Origin of the sequence: Guptibacillus hwajinpoensis (assembly GCF_005144865.1) — a bacterium.
GTDB lineage: Bacteria > Bacillota > Bacilli > Bacillales > Guptibacillaceae > Guptibacillus > Guptibacillus hwajinpoensis_A.
This window is the reverse complement of record NZ_SWFM01000002.1, coordinates 86254-104763: the sequence shown is the minus strand read 5'-3', so window position 1 is coordinate 104763 and position 18510 is coordinate 86254. Positions and strand designations below refer to the sequence as shown.

The 18510-nt window shown below is 42.8% G+C and carries 25 protein-coding genes; 5 read left to right on the top strand and 20 right to left on the bottom strand.

Annotated elements, in window-relative coordinates; genetic code table 11:
• Positions 1-6 precede the first annotated feature (6 nt).
• From fliF to flgB, 4 genes are read right to left on the bottom strand one after another with little or no spacing between them, the layout of a single operon-like run.
• Positions 7-1659, bottom strand: coding sequence for a flagellar basal-body MS-ring/collar protein FliF (fliF, locus tag FBF83_RS07885; protein ID WP_136946624.1), 1653 nt, complete (start codon positions 1657-1659; stop codon positions 7-9).
• A gap of 21 nt (positions 1660-1680) precedes the next feature.
• Entirely contained in the window at positions 1681-1977 is a 297-nt protein-coding gene (fliE, locus tag FBF83_RS07880; RefSeq protein WP_136946623.1) for a flagellar hook-basal body complex protein FliE, read from the bottom strand.
• 20 nt (positions 1978-1997) lie between these two features.
• Positions 1998-2444 carry a flagellar basal body rod protein FlgC gene (gene flgC / locus FBF83_RS07875; protein ID WP_136946622.1) on the bottom strand — a complete coding sequence of 149 codons (447 nt, stop codon included), beginning with the start codon at positions 2442-2444 and terminating at the stop codon, positions 1998-2000.
• A gap of 5 nt (positions 2445-2449) precedes the next feature.
• A complete protein-coding gene (gene flgB / locus FBF83_RS07870; RefSeq protein ID WP_136946621.1) occupies positions 2450-2842 on the bottom strand; it encodes a flagellar basal body rod protein FlgB in 393 nt (130 codons plus the stop codon).
• Positions 2843-3082: 240 nt separating this feature from the next.
• On the opposite strand from flgB, the gene FBF83_RS07865 reads away from it, so the two are divergent.
• Together FBF83_RS07865 and FBF83_RS07860 are read left to right on the top strand one after the other, a co-directional pair.
• The gene (locus FBF83_RS07865) at positions 3083-3901 is read left to right on the top strand and encodes a flagellar hook-basal body protein (protein WP_136946620.1); all 819 of its coding nucleotides are present in this window, start codon (positions 3083-3085) and stop codon (positions 3899-3901) included.
• 11 nt (positions 3902-3912) lie between these two features.
• Entirely contained in the window at positions 3913-4701 is a 789-nt protein-coding gene (locus FBF83_RS07860) for a flagellar hook-basal body protein (RefSeq protein WP_136946619.1), read from the top strand.
• A 38-nt stretch (positions 4702-4739) separates the two neighbouring features.
• On the opposite strand, the gene flgL is transcribed toward FBF83_RS07860, so the two are convergent.
• From flgL to fliW, 15 genes are all read right to left on the bottom strand, one after another.
• A complete protein-coding gene (flgL, locus tag FBF83_RS07855; protein WP_136946618.1) occupies positions 4740-5618 on the bottom strand; it encodes a flagellar hook-associated protein FlgL in 879 nt (292 codons plus the stop codon).
• A 14-nt stretch (positions 5619-5632) separates the two neighbouring features.
• Complete coding sequence (flgK, locus tag FBF83_RS07850) at positions 5633-6961, bottom strand: flagellar hook-associated protein FlgK (protein WP_136946617.1); 1329 nt, start codon at positions 6959-6961, stop codon at positions 5633-5635.
• Positions 6962-6992: 31 nt separating this feature from the next.
• Positions 6993-7469, bottom strand: coding sequence for a flagellar protein FlgN (locus FBF83_RS07845; protein ID WP_136946616.1), 477 nt, complete (start codon positions 7467-7469; stop codon positions 6993-6995).
• A gap of 14 nt (positions 7470-7483) precedes the next feature.
• Entirely contained in the window at positions 7484-7744 is a 261-nt protein-coding gene (gene flgM / locus FBF83_RS07840) for a flagellar biosynthesis anti-sigma factor FlgM (RefSeq protein WP_136946615.1), read from the bottom strand.
• Between the two features lie 112 nt (positions 7745-7856).
• On the bottom strand, positions 7857-8288 hold the full coding sequence (locus FBF83_RS07835; protein WP_136946614.1) for a flagellar basal body-associated FliL family protein: 432 nt from the start codon (positions 8286-8288) through the stop codon (positions 7857-7859).
• An 18-nt stretch (positions 8289-8306) separates the two neighbouring features.
• The gene (motB, locus tag FBF83_RS07830; RefSeq protein ID WP_136946613.1) at positions 8307-9107 is read right to left on the bottom strand and encodes a flagellar motor protein MotB; all 801 of its coding nucleotides are present in this window, start codon (positions 9105-9107) and stop codon (positions 8307-8309) included.
• Complete coding sequence (gene motA, locus FBF83_RS07825; protein ID WP_136946612.1) at positions 9097-9909, bottom strand: flagellar motor stator protein MotA; 813 nt, start codon at positions 9907-9909, stop codon at positions 9097-9099. Before motA ends, motB begins: the two co-directional genes overlap by 11 nt.
• 24 nt (positions 9910-9933) lie before the next feature.
• Positions 9934-10305 (bottom strand): flagellar export chaperone FliS, encoded by a 372-nt coding sequence (gene fliS, locus FBF83_RS07820; protein ID WP_136946611.1) that lies wholly within the window; start codon positions 10303-10305, stop codon positions 9934-9936.
• Between the two features lie 13 nt (positions 10306-10318).
• On the bottom strand, positions 10319-10696 hold the full coding sequence (locus FBF83_RS07815) for a hypothetical protein (protein ID WP_136946610.1): 378 nt from the start codon (positions 10694-10696) through the stop codon (positions 10319-10321).
• Between the two features lie 2 nt (positions 10697-10698).
• The gene (fliD, locus tag FBF83_RS07810) at positions 10699-12177 is read right to left on the bottom strand and encodes a flagellar filament capping protein FliD (RefSeq protein ID WP_169525251.1); all 1479 of its coding nucleotides are present in this window, start codon (positions 12175-12177) and stop codon (positions 10699-10701) included.
• A 111-nt stretch (positions 12178-12288) separates the two neighbouring features.
• Complete coding sequence (flaG, locus tag FBF83_RS07805; protein ID WP_136946608.1) at positions 12289-12636, bottom strand: flagellar protein FlaG; 348 nt, start codon at positions 12634-12636, stop codon at positions 12289-12291.
• 35 nt (positions 12637-12671) lie between these two features.
• Positions 12672-12848, bottom strand: a complete 177-nt coding sequence (locus FBF83_RS07800; RefSeq protein ID WP_136946607.1) for a YjfB family protein — start codon at positions 12846-12848, stop codon at positions 12672-12674.
• 304 nt (positions 12849-13152) lie between these two features.
• Complete coding sequence (locus tag FBF83_RS07795) at positions 13153-14532, bottom strand: flagellin (protein WP_136946606.1); 1380 nt, start codon at positions 14530-14532, stop codon at positions 13153-13155.
• Between the two features lie 192 nt (positions 14533-14724).
• Positions 14725-14958, bottom strand: a complete 234-nt coding sequence (gene csrA, locus FBF83_RS07790) for a carbon storage regulator CsrA (RefSeq protein ID WP_136946605.1) — start codon at positions 14956-14958, stop codon at positions 14725-14727.
• A complete protein-coding gene (gene fliW, locus FBF83_RS07785) occupies positions 14959-15408 on the bottom strand; it encodes a flagellar assembly protein FliW (RefSeq protein ID WP_136946604.1) in 450 nt (149 codons plus the stop codon).
• 405 nt (positions 15409-15813) lie between these two features.
• Here fliW and pxpB point away from each other — a divergent pair, with 405 nt between their 5' ends.
• From pxpB to FBF83_RS07770, 3 genes are read left to right on the top strand one after another with little or no spacing between them, the layout of a single operon-like run.
• Complete coding sequence (pxpB, locus tag FBF83_RS07780) at positions 15814-16536, top strand: 5-oxoprolinase subunit PxpB (RefSeq protein WP_136946603.1); 723 nt, start codon at positions 15814-15816, stop codon at positions 16534-16536.
• Positions 16533-17300, top strand: coding sequence for a LamB/YcsF family protein (locus tag FBF83_RS07775; RefSeq protein WP_136946602.1), 768 nt, complete (start codon positions 16533-16535; stop codon positions 17298-17300). Before pxpB ends, FBF83_RS07775 begins: the two co-directional genes overlap by 4 nt.
• Complete coding sequence (locus FBF83_RS07770) at positions 17297-18217, top strand: biotin-dependent carboxyltransferase family protein (RefSeq protein ID WP_136946601.1); 921 nt, start codon at positions 17297-17299, stop codon at positions 18215-18217. The genes FBF83_RS07775 and FBF83_RS07770 overlap by 4 nt, the downstream gene beginning before the upstream one ends.
• Here FBF83_RS07770 and FBF83_RS07765 read toward each other — a convergent pair.
• Complete coding sequence (locus FBF83_RS07765; protein WP_136946600.1) at positions 18214-18492, bottom strand: hypothetical protein; 279 nt, start codon at positions 18490-18492, stop codon at positions 18214-18216. The two genes, FBF83_RS07770 and FBF83_RS07765, sit on opposite strands and share 4 nt — an antisense overlap.
• Positions 18493-18510: the final 18 nt, after the last annotated feature.

Below are 18510 nucleotides of genomic sequence, written 5' to 3'. Positions count from 1 at the left end.
CTCCTCCTATTCTTCGTTCATCCATAGTCGTAGTAGTTTCACAAATTCTTCTGGATCATTTTTTGCTAGACTCTCAATTTCTTCTTTCCCAATTAGCAACTCAGGCGTCATATCCACTTCACGTTCTTCCCGCGGTAAGTAGTGGTCTTCAGGTGTTGCAGTAGGAGCGGGTGCGCTGTAGGATTGCTCGAACTCCATAAAATCGTCTTCCTCTTCTTTTCTTCCACGTCTACGGAACAGCATCATCATACCGCCGATAAGGAGTATTCCAACACCGCCACCAACTGCATACAACACCCATACTGGGACTGAGTCCGTCATCGTTTGGAAGAATCCAGCTTGAGGTTCCACATAACCTGGACGCCCCTTAAATTCATTCGCAAATACAGAAATCCGCTCTTCTAGTGCTGGGTCATCAAGTGGCACATCACTTCCACCTAGTGACGTACGGACAACATTCTTTAACACAGTGCGAATATCTTCTATAGATGCTGCTGTTAAAGTTGTGGCATCGTCAGCCACAGGTGGCTCTACACCAACATTAATCGTAATGTCATCAATTACATATGGACTTTCTTCAATCTCTTTATGGATCCTGTTCACTTCACGATTGATACGGTCTTCTACTTTCTCATAAGAACCGTCACCCTGTGCATTTGGATCATCTGCGTTATAATTTGGTATTTCGCCTTCATCTGTTCCTGTTCCGCTTTCGGCGGCATTTGGATCTCCTGAATACGATTCTCTTATCTTTTCAACGCTGATATCGATTCCTTCTCCCGTCTCTTCATCTACGGGTTCAACTAAATCTTCCGTTCGTTTCTCTTTTGTGAAATCAACACTTGAGACAACAGACACAACAACTTTGTCTTGACCAAGGATCATTCCAAGCATTTGCTGCAGTTCCTGTTGCAGATCTTTTTCAATGCCCTTACGAATATCCTGTTGCTGTTGATAAGCAGATAGCGTTGTATCAACTTGATTCTCTCCATAGTCAAACGCAGTACCGTTTTGGTCCATAATGACAATGTTTTCGACTGGTAGATTAGGTACACTTTTGCTAATGAGATGATAGAGTCCCGTTATTTGTCCCTGATCAAGCTGAGCCCCAGGATCTCTTGTTACGACAACAGAAGCCGACGCAACGTCGCCTTCTTCATCTAACCAGACACTTTCAGCCGGGAGAGTAATCATCACTTTCGATTCATTAATTCCAGCGATTTGCTCTATTAAATAACTAAGCTCATTTTGCATCGCATCGCGTTCAACAACATCGAACTGGCGATCCGTCATTCCCATCCCCATGTTCTCGCTAAAAATGCTGTAATTAACATTACCGCTCTTCGGAATGCCTTCAGCTGCAAGACTTACTTTCAAATCAGATGCCTGGTCTTTAGGTACACTAATCGTTGTCCCATCAGATGATACTTCTACAGGGATGCCCTTTTGTTCAATTGCACCCTTAATTTCACCAGCTTCAGTTGGCGTCAAATTCGAATATATTGGTGTTAAATTTGGTTTAGACATCCAAAAAACAAGGAATAGAAGCAAAAGAAGTGTAAAGAGAAATGTCCCTCCAATGAGCCACTTCGATTTCTTTGAGTAGCTGCCCCAGGTTTCTACCCAGCGACTTTTGAAATTAAGTAGTTGTTGGTTCATCCATTATCCATCCCTGACATACTACATTTGCATACGCATGATTTCTTGATATGACTCAATCACTTTATTCCTTACTTCTACAGTTAAGTTAAGGGAGAGTGAAGCTTTTTGTGCTGCAAGCATCACTTCGTGAACATCCTGAACTTCACCGGTGACGAGTTTATTCGTCATTTGTTCAGACTGTACTTGATTCGTATTCACCTGTTTAATCGCATCTTGAAGCATCTGACCAAAATCAGACGTCGCTTCACCAGAAGAAACAGCTGGTTTTTGTTGCTGCAGAGCCGGTAGTTGCTGCAGTGCACTAATCGAGTTCATATTACCCTCCTAAGCTCTAACTACTTCCCTAATTCTAACGCTTTCATATACATACTTTTTGTCGCGTTAAGTGCCGTAACGTTTGCTTCATATGAACGTGAAGCTGACATCATATCAACCATTTCCTTCACCATATCCACATTCGGCATTTCAACATACCCATCTTCATTCGCATCAGGGTGCGTTGGATTATAGACAAGTTTAGTTGGGGCTTGATCTTCTTTAATCGTCGCTACTTTCACGCCTGAAGAAGCTGCATTACCCTTCCCCATAGCTGACTGTAACTGACTTTCAAATGAATGCTTTTGAAGCTCCACGACTTTCCTTTTGTAAGGCTGCCATTCCCCGTCCACTAATTCAGAACGAGTTGTTTCTGCATTGGCAATATTAGATGATACAACGTCCATCCTAAGGCGATTTGCCGTTAGCGCTGAAGCACTTGTATTGAATCCATTAAATAAATTCATTTCAATTAGCTCCCTCTAATAGCCGTTTGCAAGTCACGGAACTGGCTGTTTGTTTTCTCAATCATTGCGTTATACAATAGCTGGTTTTTGGCGAGTTCTGCCATCTCAACATCCATGTCAACGTTATTGCCATTCGAATTGTTCAATGTATTGTTATCTGTTCTCACAACCGGTTTCGTTGCGTTCGTCTCGTTACTAAAAGGCACATGTTTGGGGTTTGATTTGTAGCTTTGGAAGTTTCTATTCATTGCTTCCTGTAGGTTATCTTGAAATGAAACGGTTTGACGTTTGTAATTAGGGGTGTCGACATTCGATATGTTAGATGTAATGGTACGCTGTTGCACCATCGAAGCGTTCAATGCTTGTTCAAGCGGTTTAATCGATTTAAAAACGTTCACGAAGCTTTTCACACTCCTCGAAAAAAATGTAATCTATTCAAAAAAATGGATTTAAGGGTAAATACATACTCTTTCGACAATATTTTCGTTATTGATAGCATAGCATTGTCAAAAATAATAGTAAATGAGAGTTTTAACCTAATAAACTACTTTTTTCACTTATTTTTTCCAATATTCAACGTTATAATGGGAGTAATAAACTTTTAGTACGTTCCATAGTACTACGTTAGGAGCGAGTCCATGTTTAAAGGGTTGTATACCGCTACTTCCGGCATGATGGCAAGTGAACGAAAGCAACAATACCTCACAAACAACCTATCCAACGCAGAAACACCAGGCTTTAAGCAAGATGTCGCAACATTGCGTTCATTTCCTGAATACTTATTGAAGGAGCGCAATACAAACGCATCTCAGGCAAACTCATCGGTCGGCACGCTACAAACTGGTGTGTATACACAGGAAGGTATTCCGAGCTTTACGAGTGGCTCTTTAAAGGAAACAGGGAAGTTAACGGATATTGCACTTGTTGATGAAGGACTCCCAATAGATGAGGAAACGGGTAAAAAAGGACTGCTTTTATTCGGGGTTCAGCTTGACGATAACTCGATTCGCTACACGAGAAATGGAAATTTTTCCGTTGATGAGGCTGGCTTTCTAACAACTAGTGAAGGTTATCGTGTTGTAAACGAACAGCTACAACCGATCCAACTCACGAGTGAATCTTTCACAATAGAAGATGGAACAATTATTGAAGAGAATGGAAATGAACAGAACTTGTGGGTCGGTTATACAGGTGATCCGGAACAGTTAACACAGCAAGGAAACGGCGTTTTTGCATGGGCTGGTAATGAAAATGCCGCGCCGCAAAGTGTACAAGCAACCGAATTCAACCAATACGCTGTTAAGCAAGGATTTATTGAAGGATCGAATGTGGATATGACGACAACGATGACGGATATGCTCAATACGTATCGCTTATATGAAGCCAATCAAAAAGTTCTTCAAACGTATGATCAAAGCATCGATAAAGCGGTTAACGATATTGGTCGAGTTTACTAGGAGGGATACGAGTGAATATCCAGATGGCAACAGCGTCCTCTTCACTAAGTCAGACGCAAAAGAAAATGGATACGATCGCGAATAACATTGCGAACGTGAACACGGCAGGTTACAAAAGTCGAGAAGCATCTTTTCAAAACCTATTAACACGTGAGTATGAGAACCAAACCGGTGAAGCAAATGAACCAGGCAGGCAAACACCCGAGAACTTAAGGGTTGGGTTCGGTTCAAAAGTTGGATTAACAACACTTCGTTTCGAACAAGGCTCTGCACAGGAAACTGGTCGGGAGCTTGATGTGATGCTTGAAGGAGACAATGTTTATTTTCGTGTCCAAAACGGTGAAGAGGTTCACTATACGAGAGACGGATCATTCGAATTTCAAAATGAAAACGGTGCACTGACGCTCGTTACGAGTAGTGGCAATCCAGTTCTAGATGTGAATGGAAATGAAATCACCTTTGCAAATAATCCTGGAAAACTGACGATTTCTGATGAAGGTGGAATTCAGGCTGAGAACGGCGAAACGTTTCAACTAAGCGTGGTGAAAATCAACCGACCACAGTCGCTAGTCAATGAAGGTGGTAATGAATTTTCTCTGAATGTAGCTGACGCAACCGCAGTAGTAGAGCCAAATACTGAAGAGTTTAAAATGAGGCAGGGTTTTCTTGAAATGTCGAACGTCGATCTTACAAAAGAAACGACTGATATGATTTCAACACAGCGCTTGCTTCAATTCCAAAGCCAGGCCATCAAGATGGCAGATGAGATGATGGGGCTTGCGAATACAATTAAACGATAGATCCAAACAAAAACACCTCGCGGCGCGAGGTGTTTTTGTTATCTTAGAAAATCTAATAGAGAAGGCTGGATGATTTTTGCGCTTGATGCGAGCGTCGCCTGATAGACGCTTTCTTCTGATTTCAGTTTCATGATCGCTTCTGCAAGATCAATATCTTCATTCTTCGAAAGAAACGATTGAACTGAAATGTTTTCATCTTTCAAACGCTGGTTCATGCTTTCGACTCTCGATTGACGGGCACCCATGCCAGTCCAGCTCGTAAGGACTTGATCTGAACCTTTTTCAATTTCTCCGAGCGCCGCGTTCATTTCTTCTGTGTTACCGTTCGTTAAGGCTTGTGAAAAGGAATCGAGCGCTTTAAACAAATTCACATTTCCATCAAAAACTTCATCCGCGCTTACGTTTATTTTCACTTCACTAAACGGTGAAATCCGTTGCTTCATTGTTCCGTTATCAAATGTAAGATCACCGTTTGCTTCAATGACGATCGGCTGATCTGTTTTCTGGCCATTGAAGATGTATTTACCATCAAGCTTTGTGTTCGCTAGACCTTCAAGCTCTTGACGAAGCTGCTTAAATTCTTTCGCCATTGTTTCTAATTCATCTTGTGAATTTGTTCCACTTGAAGCTTGAACACCAAGCTCGCTTGCTCGTTGAAACACATTCAATACGCTAGATAACGTCTTTTCCGTCATATCCATCCAAGACATCGCGTAATTTGTATTTCGCTCATATTGTTCATTTCTTGCTAGTTGGGATGACAGCTTCAACGATTTCTCAGTTCCCATCGGATCATCTGATGGTTTGTTAATTCGTTTCCCTGAGGACACCTGTTGGTTTGCATTTTCTAGGTTGGAGAGATTTCGGTTCATTTGAGTTGTCATATTACTTGTTAGCATTTGCTGCGTAATTCTCATTCCCCTACTCCTCCCTATACACCCATACGGTTAATAATCACATCGAGAATTTCATCCGTTGTACTTATGTAGCGCGCTGCTGCATTGTACGCATGTTGAAATTGGACAAGGTTTGCCATCTCTTCATCTAGCGAAACTCCGCTAACTGACATGCGGTTGTTATCAATTGATTGGAGAACAGACTCATGATTCGACACCGTCCGTTCCGAAGACTGAGCACTTGAAGCAAGTCGCGTTACAAGCGTGCTGTAATAATCATTCACGTTCGTTGTAATTGAATCGTCCGAACCTGCTAGCTTAAAAGTGAACGTTTTATTTCTCAAATCGCTAATGCTTGAGGCAATTTCACCATTGCTGATCGTGTCATTTTTTGAAGAAGCTCCGATTGTTGAAGGATTTGCTTTCACTTCTTGGTTGATAGTCGTTCCTTCAAGAAAAGCTCCATTTCCATCTGAAGCGAAAAGCGGCTTGCCCTCCTGCATCGTTCCATCGGCGTTTCTGATAAGAGAATAGCCAGACTCCATCAGCTCGTTCAAACCTTTTACTTTCCCTTCCGTAGCAGTTGCTTCCTTACCTGAAATTAACGTCTCAAACATTTCGTTAAGGTCACTTTTCATATTCTCCGTTACCTTAATCGAATCTTGAATTCCCATAAGCTTACCGCCCACTAATTCTCCTTCTTTTGTATATCTAGCGAGACCAGATAACTGGTCTTTCAAGAGATCTCGACGATCCATTAAATCGTTAGCATTACCATTTTTGGAGATTTGTTGATTCAAACTTTCGATTTGGGATGAGAGTGAGCTGATTTGGTTCCGAACAGCCGCTTCCTGCTTACCTAAACTATCTGCTAAACTCGCAAGTCCCTTATTAAACGATTTCGCCTGATCTAAGAGCTCTTCTGCTCGTCCTACAACAACTGATCTTGCAGCGGTGCTATCAGGATTTGACGCAAGGTCTTCCCAAGCTGACCAGAAGCGATCTAACGAGGCGCTGATACCATTTTCACCTGGTTCGCCAGATAATGATTCGATTTGCTGCATTGTTTCAAGCTTCGTAGATTCTGAACCTAGCATCGAATTGCGTTCTCGGTATTGACCGTCCAGATATTCTGAACGAATTCGTTCAATCGATTGGACACTTACACCAGTTCCAAGCTGTGAGGATGTACTTCCCGTTTGGTAAGGGTACGTGATCGGAGAAGTTGCCTGCATGTTCACGCGTTGCCTTGAGTACCCAGGCGTGTTTGCATTTGCAATATTGTGCCCTGTTGTTGTGAGTGCTGCCTGCTGGGTGTATAGACTTCTCTTTCCGACCTCTAATCCATGAAATGTAGATGTCATTTCGTCACGTCCCTTTCCTTACCTGACTGCATCAGGCCTTCGTATCAAAATATCCTCTTGTTGCACCTGTAGACGGCTTTTGATTGGGCCTGCCGTAAGTGATCGATTGATCCCGAGGAGCTGTTAGATGACCAATCATATGATGGATAAACGCCATCGCATCTTTCAACAACTCTTCATTTTGTTCGTTAAGTACTTTAAGCGTTTCAGCTTGCTTCTTTAACTCAGTCGCACGGCTTTCGACCATTCGTCTTACCGGAGGACTGAGTAAACCAAGCACACCTTTTAATGTTTGCACTTTATCACCAGAAAGCTCACCGGTCAGCTCCTGACGCGTCTCTTCCTTTGCACGCAGCTCCTGTAGAAGATCCTTCTCGCTTTTCATCACTTCCGTTAAACTTTCCATATCCCGCTCAACAAGCGCTGTATGCTTTTGCTCTGACACCACGATTAATTTCTCGTGTAGGCGAATCATATCGCTCATAACGCTCAATAACTGCTGTCCCATCGTGCCGCCTCCTGTTAGAACCACTTTTCAAACAGCTTCTCGGCTGTTTTCTGACTATCGACACGATACGTACCCTCTTCAATCTGCTTCTTAATAGCTGTCACTTTGGCTTCGCGTTCCTGCTCAGTCTTCATGTCGTATAATTCTCTCGCTTTGCTAGAGATTTGGAGCTCATCTTCACGAGGAGCTTTTTTGGCCTGCTCTACTTTCGTAACAGGGTTATGCTTCTGGTAAGGGTTTACAATTGGCGGTGCTGACGGTTTGTTCACGTTCATAGCCGGTCACCTCTCTCCGATAAATTATAAATCTACTCCTATTCTATTATTCGTACCCGAATTTGAGCATTCTACCGTTATTATCGGAATATTTTTTGGAAAAGTTAACCGATTACTGGATTTTAAAGTCTGTAATGAGGACCCGTTCTACTTTCCCTTCGTGCAAAACATTGTTTGCTTCCGCTTGAATGGTTTCAGTAAACCTCTTTAGCCCCTCTGATCCCTTCAAATCGTCCCTAGATAACCCTGCAAGTGTCGAGATAATAATTGCTTTCAGTTCAGGCGTTCTAACTTCAAGTTCTTTATAGCTCTCCTCACTGTCCGCAAGTAAATTTAGTTGAACGACAGCATAATGTTCAGACGATAAATTTGTCGTAAGCGACTCCATGCTATAGCTTCTTGCAGCTAGTTCTTCTGCCGTCGGTTCTTTCTCTTCCTGTGCAATCACTTCTTTTAAATTGATATCGAGAAAGAATACGGCCGCCACCCCGCAAACTCCAACAATCCCAATTGCAGCCAGAAGGATAATCAAAATTTGTTTCATTGTTTCCACCTCATCATTTTAATTCTCAACGTTGTACGGGAGGATCAGCACTTCTACCCGACGGTTCTTCGCTCTGCCTGAATCGGTCTTATTCGTGTCAACCGGTCGATATTCACCATAACCCGTAAAGCTAAACAGCTGAGGCTTTAAGTTCTTGTTCTTCAAAAGTTCTGTCATGAAATTCAGCGCGCGCTCTGAGCTTAAATGCCAGTTTGATTGATATTGAGACGTCTTAATCGGTCGATTGTCTGTATGACCCGTTACTGTGATGCGACGTGGGGGATCCGTAACAAGAAGCGAAGATATTTCTTTCGCAAGCTCCTTCGCGTCACCTGTTAAATTCGCTTTCCCACTATTGAACAGCGCCGCTTCTTTAATGGTGATTAGAAGACCTTCTTCTGTTAATTTCGTTTGTAAAAACGCATCTAGATTCTGCTCTGAAATATACGAATCAATTCGTTCTTTCAGCTTCTCAAGCTTATTCAGATCTTCCTCTAGCTCTTCCTCGGACTCTTCCTCTTCCACCGCAACATCTTTCTCTTCTTCTTCCTTTGTCTCTTCAGGATCGTCAGCTAGTCCAACAAATGATCCGTCTTGAGGCTGCATTGTAGAAGGCTCGCTTTCAAGTATACCTGTGCCGCCATTCAATACTTCCTCAAACGATTTCGTAATCGCTTCGTACTTTTTCACATCGACGGTACTCGCTGCAAAAAGTACGATGAACAATGCGAGAAGAAGCGTAAGCATATCCGCATAAGGAATGAGCCAGCTTTCATCAACGTGCTCTTCATGCTCCTCGTGCCTCTTCTTACGCATCAGCCCCTACCCCTTCGCCAACCGTCTGATTCGAGTCTACTTCATCAAGATTACGCTCTTTACTTGGCAGATAGACGAGTAGCTTGTCTTCAACCATTCTTGGCGATGCACCAGACTGCACAGCAAGAAGACCTTCAAGCATAATCATCTTAATGCGCGCTTCAGCACTCGATTTCCGCTTCAGCTTATTCGCAAACGGATGCCAGAGAACGTATCCTGTGAAAATCCCAAAAAGCGTTGCAATAAAAGCAGCGGCAATTGATTTTCCTAGCAGTTCCATATCGCCAAGATGACTTAGTGCCGCAACAAGGCCAACTACTGCCCCAAGTACACCAAGCGTTGGCGCATACGTACCAGCCTGCGTAAAGATTCCGGCACCTGCTTTATGGCGATCTTTCATTGCTTCGATATCCTCGACGAGAATTTCTTCAATCACCTCGTGAGAATGGCCGTCAATCACCATTTGAAACCCCCCTTTGAGAAAGGGATCATCGATCTTCTCAAGGCTGTTCTCAAGCGAAAGCAAACCTTCACGACGAGCGACAGTTGCCCATTCACGGAACAATGGAATCAATTCTTTCTCAGTGAGAAGCTTTTGATTCGTGAAAAGAATTTTCAGTAATACTGGAAATTTCTTAATTTCATTGAACGGAAATGCAATTAATAGCGCCGCTGCTGTTCCAACGAAAATGATAACGAGGGCAGCGGGATTGAGTAGTGCTGCTGGGTTCGCCCCTTTAAGAATTAGTCCGCCAATGAGGACGAAGAAGCCAAGCAGTACGCCAAGCAGAGATGTTTTTTCCATTGCATTCACCCTCTTTGTTTCCCTTTATTTCATTTGTTCCATTGCTGTTTTCCACGTATTGCGGAATTCCTCAGCTAACTCTTCTACTTCTTTCAGCTTGCTTGCATCATTATTGATATTCGCTGAAACTAACTGTGAAATCATGTATTCATATAGTGAGTCCATCGACTCTGACAGTTCAATTTCCATATTCAAAGATCCACGAAGCTCCTGAAGAATGTTTTGTGCTTTAATGATGTTCGTATTCTTCGCTTCGATGTTCTTCTTCTCCATCGCCATCGCAGAAAGTCGGATAAATTTAATGCATCCGTTATAAAGCATCAATGTCAATTCCTGTGGCGATGATGTTGTGACTGCATTCTGCTGGTACGTTTGGAAAGGATTTTTCATTGCCATTAGTGCGTGCCTCCTATTTTCGCTGATCGAAGAATGCGCCGTCTGTGTACGATTGTGCTTTATACTTGCCTGCAACTGATTTCCCTTGTTGAAGACGTCTCATCTGATCCGAAAAGGCTGCATATAGTTCAGAAAGCTTTGGTTGAATCGTCTCCTCGAGTCCACTCAATTGCTCAAGCAAATGCCGCTCATCTGTTGACCAGTCGTTTCCTTCTGCTTTTAACGCCTCATCTAGAAGCTTAATCGTCTCTTCACGACGATTAATAATGTTGTTAATCCCATCAAGGTCACTCTGCTCATTGTCATCCATTGAAGGCTTTAACGCCTCAAGCGACTTTGCAATTTGATTCGTAATTACATGCATTTGATGCAGCGCATCGATTCTTTTCATCTTTACATCCCACCAAGTAAGTTTTGTTGTACCCATAAGCTCTGTTGGTTCATTCTGTCCATTGCCGTCTCAAGTGCGCCAAACTGTTTCCAGTAGCGATTTTCCACCGTTTCCAGCTTGCCTTCCCACGTTCTCATTTGCTCATCCAAGTTTTTTAATCGTGTTGAAAGAAAACTGCTATCAATAAGTGACCCAGGCGTACCCGCTTTTTTGCCAAGCTGATCAATGCCTTTGTTCACGTTATCGTATAAACGGTCACCAATCCCATTACTACCACTCGTAAAAAGATTCATCACTTCATCAGGCTTCTCTTCAAGCGCGCTTTTCAGCTTCGCTTCATCAATGAAAAGCTTGCCGCCATCCTGATAATTCCCTGTATTAATGCCAATTTGCGAAAGCATCGACAGTTCCCCAGCTGGAATGCCTTCAACAGGAGACATCCAGGCATTTCGCAAACTGCTCGCAATTCCTCTAACAGTCGAGTCACTTTGCAACAAACCGCTTCTCGCCTTTTCCTCCCAGAGCTCGATTTCCTTCTCAGTTAAATCTTCTCTCTGTGCATCTGTTAATGGCGGGAAATCACGATTTCGTTTCTCTGTTAGTAACCCTTGCGTTTTCTCAACAAACGCATTGTATTTCTCAACAAATGATTTCACCATATCGAATGGTGCCTGTGTGTCACCCTGGACAGATACGGTAGACGTTCCTTTTTGAACAAGATCGATTTTCAAGTTATTAATTGTTGTAGCATTTGTTTTAAGATTATCAACTACGATTCCGTCAAATGTAACCGAACCATACGTACCCGTTGCAGTGGCTTTGTTTGCTCCGTCAAGCAGCCTCTTTGCAACTCCGTTGTCGCTAAAAGATGATAGCGTAAACGATTCGTCTCCACCCATGGCTTTCGTTGAAATGAAAAATCGTGAAGTGGTGTTGTCGAAGTTCGCTCTCATCCCAAGCGTTTCACCCGTCGCTTCATCTGTTGCGCCGGCGATTTTCTCTGCGAGACTTTTGAATGTATCGGAAGCCGTTATCGTAATGGTTGCCTTCTGCCCTTTTGCATTTGTGAGCTCAAAGGTTGTGTCTTTATCTTTTGCAAAAAGGACTTTATCTGTTGCTTTCGCATTTGTGCCTGCTTCATTCTGAATCGCTGCTCCAGAAACGTACTTCGCACTTTGTGCAAGCTCGTTCACAGTAACCGCATATGAACCAGGTACAGAAGAAGACGTTGACGTAGCCTTAACTGCGCTAGCATTTGAGGAAACTGCTTTGTAGGCGTTGTAGCCTGACTGCAGTCGCATGGACGACGCTGCTGTACGCATCTCTGACATCATCGAGTTCAGCTCGCGATAGGATTCCTTCTGCCATTCAACCACTTGCTTCTGTTGAGACAATTTATCGAGCGGAATTCGCTCCGCTTTCATGAGATCTTTTACCATCTGATCAATATCCATTCCCGTCGCTAACCCGGAAATTCTCATGAACATCTCCTCCGTTCATTCCTCTTATACATACTATCGGCAAGGTAGCGAAAGAGTTTAAGGTGTAAAAAGACCTAAAAAAAGAACTCTCAGGATGAGAGTTCAGGAAAATCATACTTTACGATCCACCATAAAACCAAGCAGCTCAGCCGTTGCCGCATACCGATCAAGAAATTTCTTCGAAGGAATCTCCTTCACCACTTCTTCTGTATTTGTGTCAATGATTTGAACATAGAACTCATTCAGTTTGTCGTGAAGCTGAAACTTGATGCTCGTGTTCGTTGGCTGGATGAAGTCGTTTAGTTCGTTTACTTTATTGACGACCGCTTCTTTAGAAAATTCCTCTTCATGCAGTTGTCTTTCTAAGTTAGGTTCTGGTTGTTGATTGATTTGGTTATCCGCTTGCTGTGCTTTTGGTAGAGTGCCAGAAGCCACTTGTGAAACGTTAGAAAGTTCCATCGCTTTCGCTCCTTGTCAACGGAGTACAATGGGTTCTATCCTTTGATATTAATATTACTCCCTAGATGAGGCTGAACCGATTGCTCCAACATTTTTACAAATTGATTTGAGTTATCCTGTGCTTGATTCATTGCTGTTTTGGTTAGCGATATATTTACCTGCTGCTGAACCTTCGCTTGGTTTAACACCATTGAAAGTGCTGCAATATCCAAAACACATCTCACTCCTTTATAGGAAAGCTCTAATTATAAGGCTCTTTTCGTAAACTTTGTTGCGATAAGAGGAGCGGTTGATTTCCGCTCCAGGATGCTCGCTTTCCGCGGGGCGGGCGGTGAGCCTCCTCGTCGCTTACGCTCCTGTGGGGTCTCACCTGTCCCGCTAGTCCCGCAGGAGTCGAGCATCCTTCCGCTCCAATCAGCTAAGTGTGGTTCTTTACTGGAAAATCTTTTAGAAAAGAGCCAATTATAAAGAAAGACCTTAGAAGAAGATCTAAGGTCTTTCAAAGTATTAACTAGATTAACGAAGAAGTTGAAGTACTTGCTGAGGCTGTTGGTTTGCTTGTGCAAGCATAGCTTGTGCTGCCTGAGCCTTGATGTTTTCCTTCGTCATGTTCATCATTTCTTTCGCCATATCAACGTCACGGATACGAGATTCCGCAGCTGTTAGGTTTTCGGAAGAAGTGTTTAGGTTATTGATTGTATGTTCTAGACGGTTTTGGAATGAACCTAAATTTGAACGTGTTAATGATACTGTATTGATAGCATTATCTAGTGAAGTAATTGCCTTTTCTGCTCCAGTAGTAGAAGTTAAATCTATGTTGCTAACTCCTAGACTTTGAGTATCCATAGCGTTAATAGAAATATTCATTGTTTGATCTTCATTTGCACCAATATGGAAACTCATTGACCCACCAACAGTAACTGTTGTGCTGTCAACTGATTTCGCAGTCATTGACAAACCATCAGACCCATTACCAGATAAAATAATCTTATCACCTTTTGTACTAACAGTAAGTGCATTACCTCCAGCATCTGTTGCTGTAGCTACCACATCACTTCCAGTATCCGTTGCAGCAGTCGTATTCAAAGCATCAGTAGATGAAAACGCAGCATCTGCATTTGCTTGAACAGAAACAGATTGACTTTTCCCTGCATCAACTGTCTCAATAGTAAAGTTATTTGGACTTCCAGTACCATTATCAGTGAATGTTGCTTTTACACCACTTACATTAGAATTAATTCTTGATGCAAGATCCTTGTAACTTTCATTTGCTTCCCATGAAATAGTAGAAGTTTGACCATTTACCGTGATATCAAATGACCCTGCTGCAGTTGTAGAAGATTCATCAGCATTCAGAATATCACCTGAATCAGCAACTGTTGCCAAAGCTGAAATATTAGTAGTGTAGGAACCAGCCTTTGTTTCTGCTGTTTGTTGAACGTTGCTTACTACTCCACCTTTACTAACTGAAGATCCAATATCACCTGTTAATAGTTTTTTGGTGTTAAACTCTGTAGTATCAGCAACACGGCTTATTTCTTCAGTTAACTGATTAACTTCCTGTTGTATCTGCTCGCGATCACTTGATGTTAGGGTGTCATTCGCGCCTTGAACAGACAATTCACGCATACGCTGGAGCATGCTTTGAGTTTCACTTAAAGCACCTTCAGCAGTTTGAATTAAAGAAATACCATCTTGAGCATTTCGACTCGCTTGATCCAAGCCACGAATTTGTCCACGCATTTTTTCTGAAATTGATAAGCCCGCTGCATCATCAGCTGCTTTGTTAATTCGAAGTCCTGAAGACAATTTCTCCATGGAGTTGCTTGCCGCAGCCTGGTTAGTACCCATCTGACGATACGTGTTCATTGCTGAAATATTGTGGTTAATAATCATTCTTAATCTACCTCCGTGTAATGTTTTATCAAGAAAGCCCACATCCGTTTGGACTTCCTAACACTCCTATTATCGGCAGGTGATTTTAAACGTTTAATAGTTTTTTGAAAAATAAATAAAAAGAACCTTATCGTTCGTGATAAAGGTTCCTTTCTTAATTAATTATTTAATTCTCATGAATATTTTCAATCACTACGAACTTGTCTTTTTCCGAAACGCCTTCAAATCATCCAAACTAAACTCCTGCATCGCCGCAAGTTTATTCTCTGACTGAATCGCTTCATAGACCTCTTTACGGTGAATCGCAATATTTTTAGGCGCTTCAACACCGATCTTTACCGTGTCGCCATCAATGCTAATAATCTTCAGCTCAATTTCATCGTTAATGACGATTGATTCGCCTTTTTTCCGTCCAAGTACTAGCATTTACTCACCCTCCTGCGCAACAACTTGCTTCAGCAAAGGTTCTTTTATACCGTACTCCTGTTTCAGTACCATCTGCTTTCCGGTTCTAGCAACTGTATTAAACACAAGCGGTGCTTTTAAGTTCATCGTTGCTTCTTGTAATGATCCCTGAACAGTGAGGATGGAGAGAACAAGGGCATGCTCTGGATCTTTGATGTCGAGCTGATCGAGCGTGCTGTCGTCCAGGTTTACTTCATAATTAGGATAGAAGGAAAACGGATCTGCGAGAAAGAAGCAAAGCCCACTTTCTTCTGCTGATTGCAGAAAGTAAAAAGGAGACTCATCTTTGTCGTCGGCGGGTAAAAGAAAATATGTTGTAAAGTGCTCGAGGCCGGGGATGCCGTTTGCTAACGTCATGAGACGTTCTTCGTTAACATCGATTTCTCCAAAGCGTGCAGTGTCTATTTTCATAACGATCTCCTTTGTTGATCACATTCTACCTTCATTATAAGGGTTTTAGCTCCATTTTCCATGAATAATTTGTTGTAATTTTGAAATTTCGGTAAAATGAAGGAAGTGATCAAGTCGATTTAAAAGGCTGTTTTGTTAAACATTATTGTTATAAAAGTAGTAATTGATTTCCACTCCAGGATGCTCGCTTTCCGCGGGGCGGGCGGTGAGCCTCCTCGTCGCTTACGCTCCTGTGGGGTCTCACCTGTCCCGCTAGTCCCGCAGGAGTCGAGCATCCTTCCGTTCCAATCAGCTGAATAAGGTTCTATAACGAAAAATCTTTCAACAAATTTTTTTAAAAAAGCAATTTAAAAATGCACGCTAATATTAACGTACTGTTCTATTTAATTGAAAGGAGTATTATTCATGTCAATCACCTTTCATCCGCTCGGAGAAGCTGCCGTAAAGGTATCTTTTCATCAAGCCGTTTCTCCATCTCTGAACAATATAATTAAAGCATTCTGTACGAACATTTCATTAAAAGATCGAGGGATAATAGAATGGGTACCTGCTTATGACTCTGTCACCGTTTACTATGACCCTTGGATCTTTACGTATCAACAGATGACGGAGCTTCTTAATGAAATCGCGCTTAAAACGGAACAAAAGCCAAGCAACTCGAAAACCATCGTCACGATACCTACTCTTTATGGAGGAGAATACGGTCCTGATCTCGAAGAACTCGCCGAGACAAAAAAGCTTAAAACCGAAGACGTTATTTCCATACATACAGACGCCGACTACCTTGTGAACATGATTGGGTTTCTACCAGGCTTCCCTTATCTAAGCGGTCTTGACGAAAAAATATCAATGGCACGTCTTGAGGAGCCTAGGCAAGCTGTTCCAGCAGGATCCGTCGGCATTGCTGGGAGCCAGACAGGGATATATCCACTTGAATCACCTGGTGGTTGGAATTTGATTGGGCGTACGCCGCTTCGTCTTTATGATCTTGAAAATGAAAATCCTTTCCTTCTTGAGCAAGGTGACTATTTACAGTTTAAGTCGATTACGAAAGAAGAATTCGAACAAATAAAACGAGAAATAGACGAAGGTACTTACAAGCTTGAACGTAAGGAGGAAACGAAATGACGTTTCATATTGATTTAAACAGCGATCTTGGCGAAAGTTTTGGAACGTATGTGATCGGCCAAGATGAGCATGTCCTTGAGCTTGTTTCATCGGCTAATGTGGCTTGTGGTTTTCATGCTGGGGATCCTCATATTATGAACAAGACAGTCAAATGGGCGAAGGAACATCACGTTGGGGTTGGCGCACACCCTGGTTTTCCTGACTTAATGGGGTTTGGGCGCAGGAATCTTAACGTCACACCTGAAGATGCGTACACGCTCGTTCTTTATCAAATCGGAGCACTGCACGGATTCTGCAGTGCGCATGATGTGCGCCTTCAGCACGTTAAGCCTCATGGTGCGCTTTACAATATGGCTTCGAAAGATCCAGAGCTCGCTAATGCGATCGCACAGGCAGTAAAGGATTTTGATCCAGAGTTAATTCTTTTTGGACTTGCGAATTCTGAACTAATTCGTGCTGCACAGGACGCTGCGCTCCCATATGCTTCAGAAGTATTTGCGGATCGCACGTATCAGCCAGATGGCACGCTAACGCCACGAGTTGAAAAGAATGCGATGATTCGTGATGAACAAACGGCGATCGATCAGGTGATTTCGATGGTGAAGCAAGGTAAAGTAACTGCTGTTGATGGATCGATCATTGATATTGAAGCAGATACGGTTTGCGTGCATGGTGATGAGCCTTCTGCACTTGCGTTTATTAAGGCGCTACGAAAAAGATTTTTAGAAGAAAACATCCTCATGGAAAGGATCGGAAACCTGTGAAGCTATTTTCAGTTGAAAAACCAGGATTGTATACGACGTATCAAGATTTAGGACGAATAGGATTTATGAAGTTCGGGGTGCCAACCTCCGGTGCCCTCGACCGCTTCGCTCTTGAAGTTGGCAATATCCTTGTTGGCAATGAGAGAGGTGCGACAGGACTTGAAGTCACGATGCAGGGACCTGAGCTCATTGCCCGGGAAACATTCGTGATGGCTGTGACAGGTGGAGATTTATCGCCGATGATTAACGGCAAGCGGATTCCGCTCTGGAAATCGGTTCTTGTGAAAAAAGGACAGGTGCTTGAATTCGGGAAGCCGCGACAAGGGGTTCGAGCGTATATTACGATTTCTGGAGGCTTTGAGGCTAAAGAATATATGGGGAGCACATCTGTTTATGAACCCGCTGGACTTGGACGCAGGCTTCAGGCTCGGGATGAACTTTTTGGGAATCCAAAGCAACCAAAAACAGGAACCGGGTTATTTTACACCGAGATTCCTGAGTATGATCGTGATATTGAAGTACGTGTTGTGAAAGGACCACACCACGAACAGATTTCGGATAGCGTAGTGGAAGCCTTTTTCTCCTCCACACACGAAGTGTCTCCACAATCGAATCGGATGGGCTATCGCCTCAGTTCTGAGCTTGAAACAAATCATGATGGCGATGTGATATCTGATGCTGTGCCGATTGGTGGAATTCAACTTCCAGGAAACGGCCAGCCGATTATTCTTCTGGCTGATCGCCAAACGACGGGCGGTTATACACGAATCGGGACTGTGATCGGCCCTGATTTACCTTTGATCGCACAGCTTCCTCCTGGTGGAACAATTCGCTTTAAGGAAGTTAGCGTTGAAGAAGCTCAAGAAGCAGCCATTCAGCTCGAACGAAAGCTTCGAATATGGAGTCGCATGACTTAACGAAGGTGCAGGTAGCTGTGAAGCTCATCCTTCACAAGCTCTCCCTGATCCTGCTCGGTCATTTGTAGGCGGTAATGGTCTCCTTCGACCTCCGCCTGGAAATTATAGAAGCCTTTATTATTAAGATAGTCGCTTAGATCTTCGATTTTTTCACAATGAGAGAACAAAATTTTATTGCCCACATAATCATCGTTAACATAAACGTTATAGGTATCATGTGCATTTTTTATGGAATCAGCTTCCGCTGGATAAAAAATCGGGAATTGTTCCGGCATTCTGTCTCCCTCCTTTCT

Bases quoted from the DNA above. Each gene is read 5' to 3' on its own strand.
- FBF83_RS07765 (WP_136946600.1), bottom strand. From the start codon at position 18,492: ATGCCGGAACAATTCCCGATTTTTTATCCAGCGGAAGCTGATTCCATA.
- fliW (WP_136946604.1), bottom strand. From the start codon at position 15,408: ATGAAAATAGACACTGCACGCTTTGGAGAAATCGATGTTAACGAAGAA.
- FBF83_RS07835 (WP_136946614.1), bottom strand. From the start codon at position 8,288: ATGAAACAAATTTTGATTATCCTTCTGGCTGCAATTGGGATTGTTGGA.
- FBF83_RS07845 (WP_136946616.1), bottom strand. From the start codon at position 7,469: ATGGGACAGCAGTTATTGAGCGTTATGAGCGATATGATTCGCCTACAC.
- pxpB (WP_136946603.1), top strand. From the start codon at position 15,814: ATGTCAATCACCTTTCATCCGCTCGGAGAAGCTGCCGTAAAGGTATCT.
- flgK (WP_136946617.1), bottom strand. From the start codon at position 6,961: ATGACATCTACATTTCATGGATTAGAGGTCGGAAAGAGAAGTCTATAC.
- fliS (WP_136946611.1), bottom strand. From the start codon at position 10,305: ATGGCAATGAAAAATCCTTTCCAAACGTACCAGCAGAATGCAGTCACA.
- flgM (WP_136946615.1), bottom strand. From the start codon at position 7,744: ATGAACGTGAACAAACCGTCAGCACCGCCAATTGTAAACCCTTACCAG.
- fliD (WP_169525251.1), bottom strand. From the start codon at position 12,177: ATGAGAATTTCCGGGTTAGCGACGGGAATGGATATTGATCAGATGGTA.
- csrA (WP_136946605.1), bottom strand. From the start codon at position 14,958: ATGCTAGTACTTGGACGGAAAAAAGGCGAATCAATCGTCATTAACGAT.
- FBF83_RS07865 (WP_136946620.1), top strand. From the start codon at position 3,083: ATGTTTAAAGGGTTGTATACCGCTACTTCCGGCATGATGGCAAGTGAA.
- flaG (WP_136946608.1), bottom strand. From the start codon at position 12,636: ATGGAACTTTCTAACGTTTCACAAGTGGCTTCTGGCACTCTACCAAAA.
- flgL (WP_136946618.1), bottom strand. From the start codon at position 5,618: ATGAGAATTACGCAGCAAATGCTAACAAGTAATATGACAACTCAAATG.
- fliE (WP_136946623.1), bottom strand. From the start codon at position 1,977: ATGAACTCGATTAGTGCACTGCAGCAACTACCGGCTCTGCAGCAACAA.
- flgC (WP_136946622.1), bottom strand. From the start codon at position 2,444: ATGAATTTATTTAATGGATTCAATACAAGTGCTTCAGCGCTAACGGCA.
- FBF83_RS07795 (WP_136946606.1), bottom strand. From the start codon at position 14,532: ATGATTATTAACCACAATATTTCAGCAATGAACACGTATCGTCAGATG.
- FBF83_RS07775 (WP_136946602.1), top strand. From the start codon at position 16,533: ATGACGTTTCATATTGATTTAAACAGCGATCTTGGCGAAAGTTTTGGA.
- fliF (WP_136946624.1), bottom strand. From the start codon at position 1,659: ATGAACCAACAACTACTTAATTTCAAAAGTCGCTGGGTAGAAACCTGG.
- motA (WP_136946612.1), bottom strand. From the start codon at position 9,909: ATGGAAAAAACATCTCTGCTTGGCGTACTGCTTGGCTTCTTCGTCCTC.
- FBF83_RS07815 (WP_136946610.1), bottom strand. From the start codon at position 10,696: ATGAAAAGAATCGATGCGCTGCATCAAATGCATGTAATTACGAATCAA.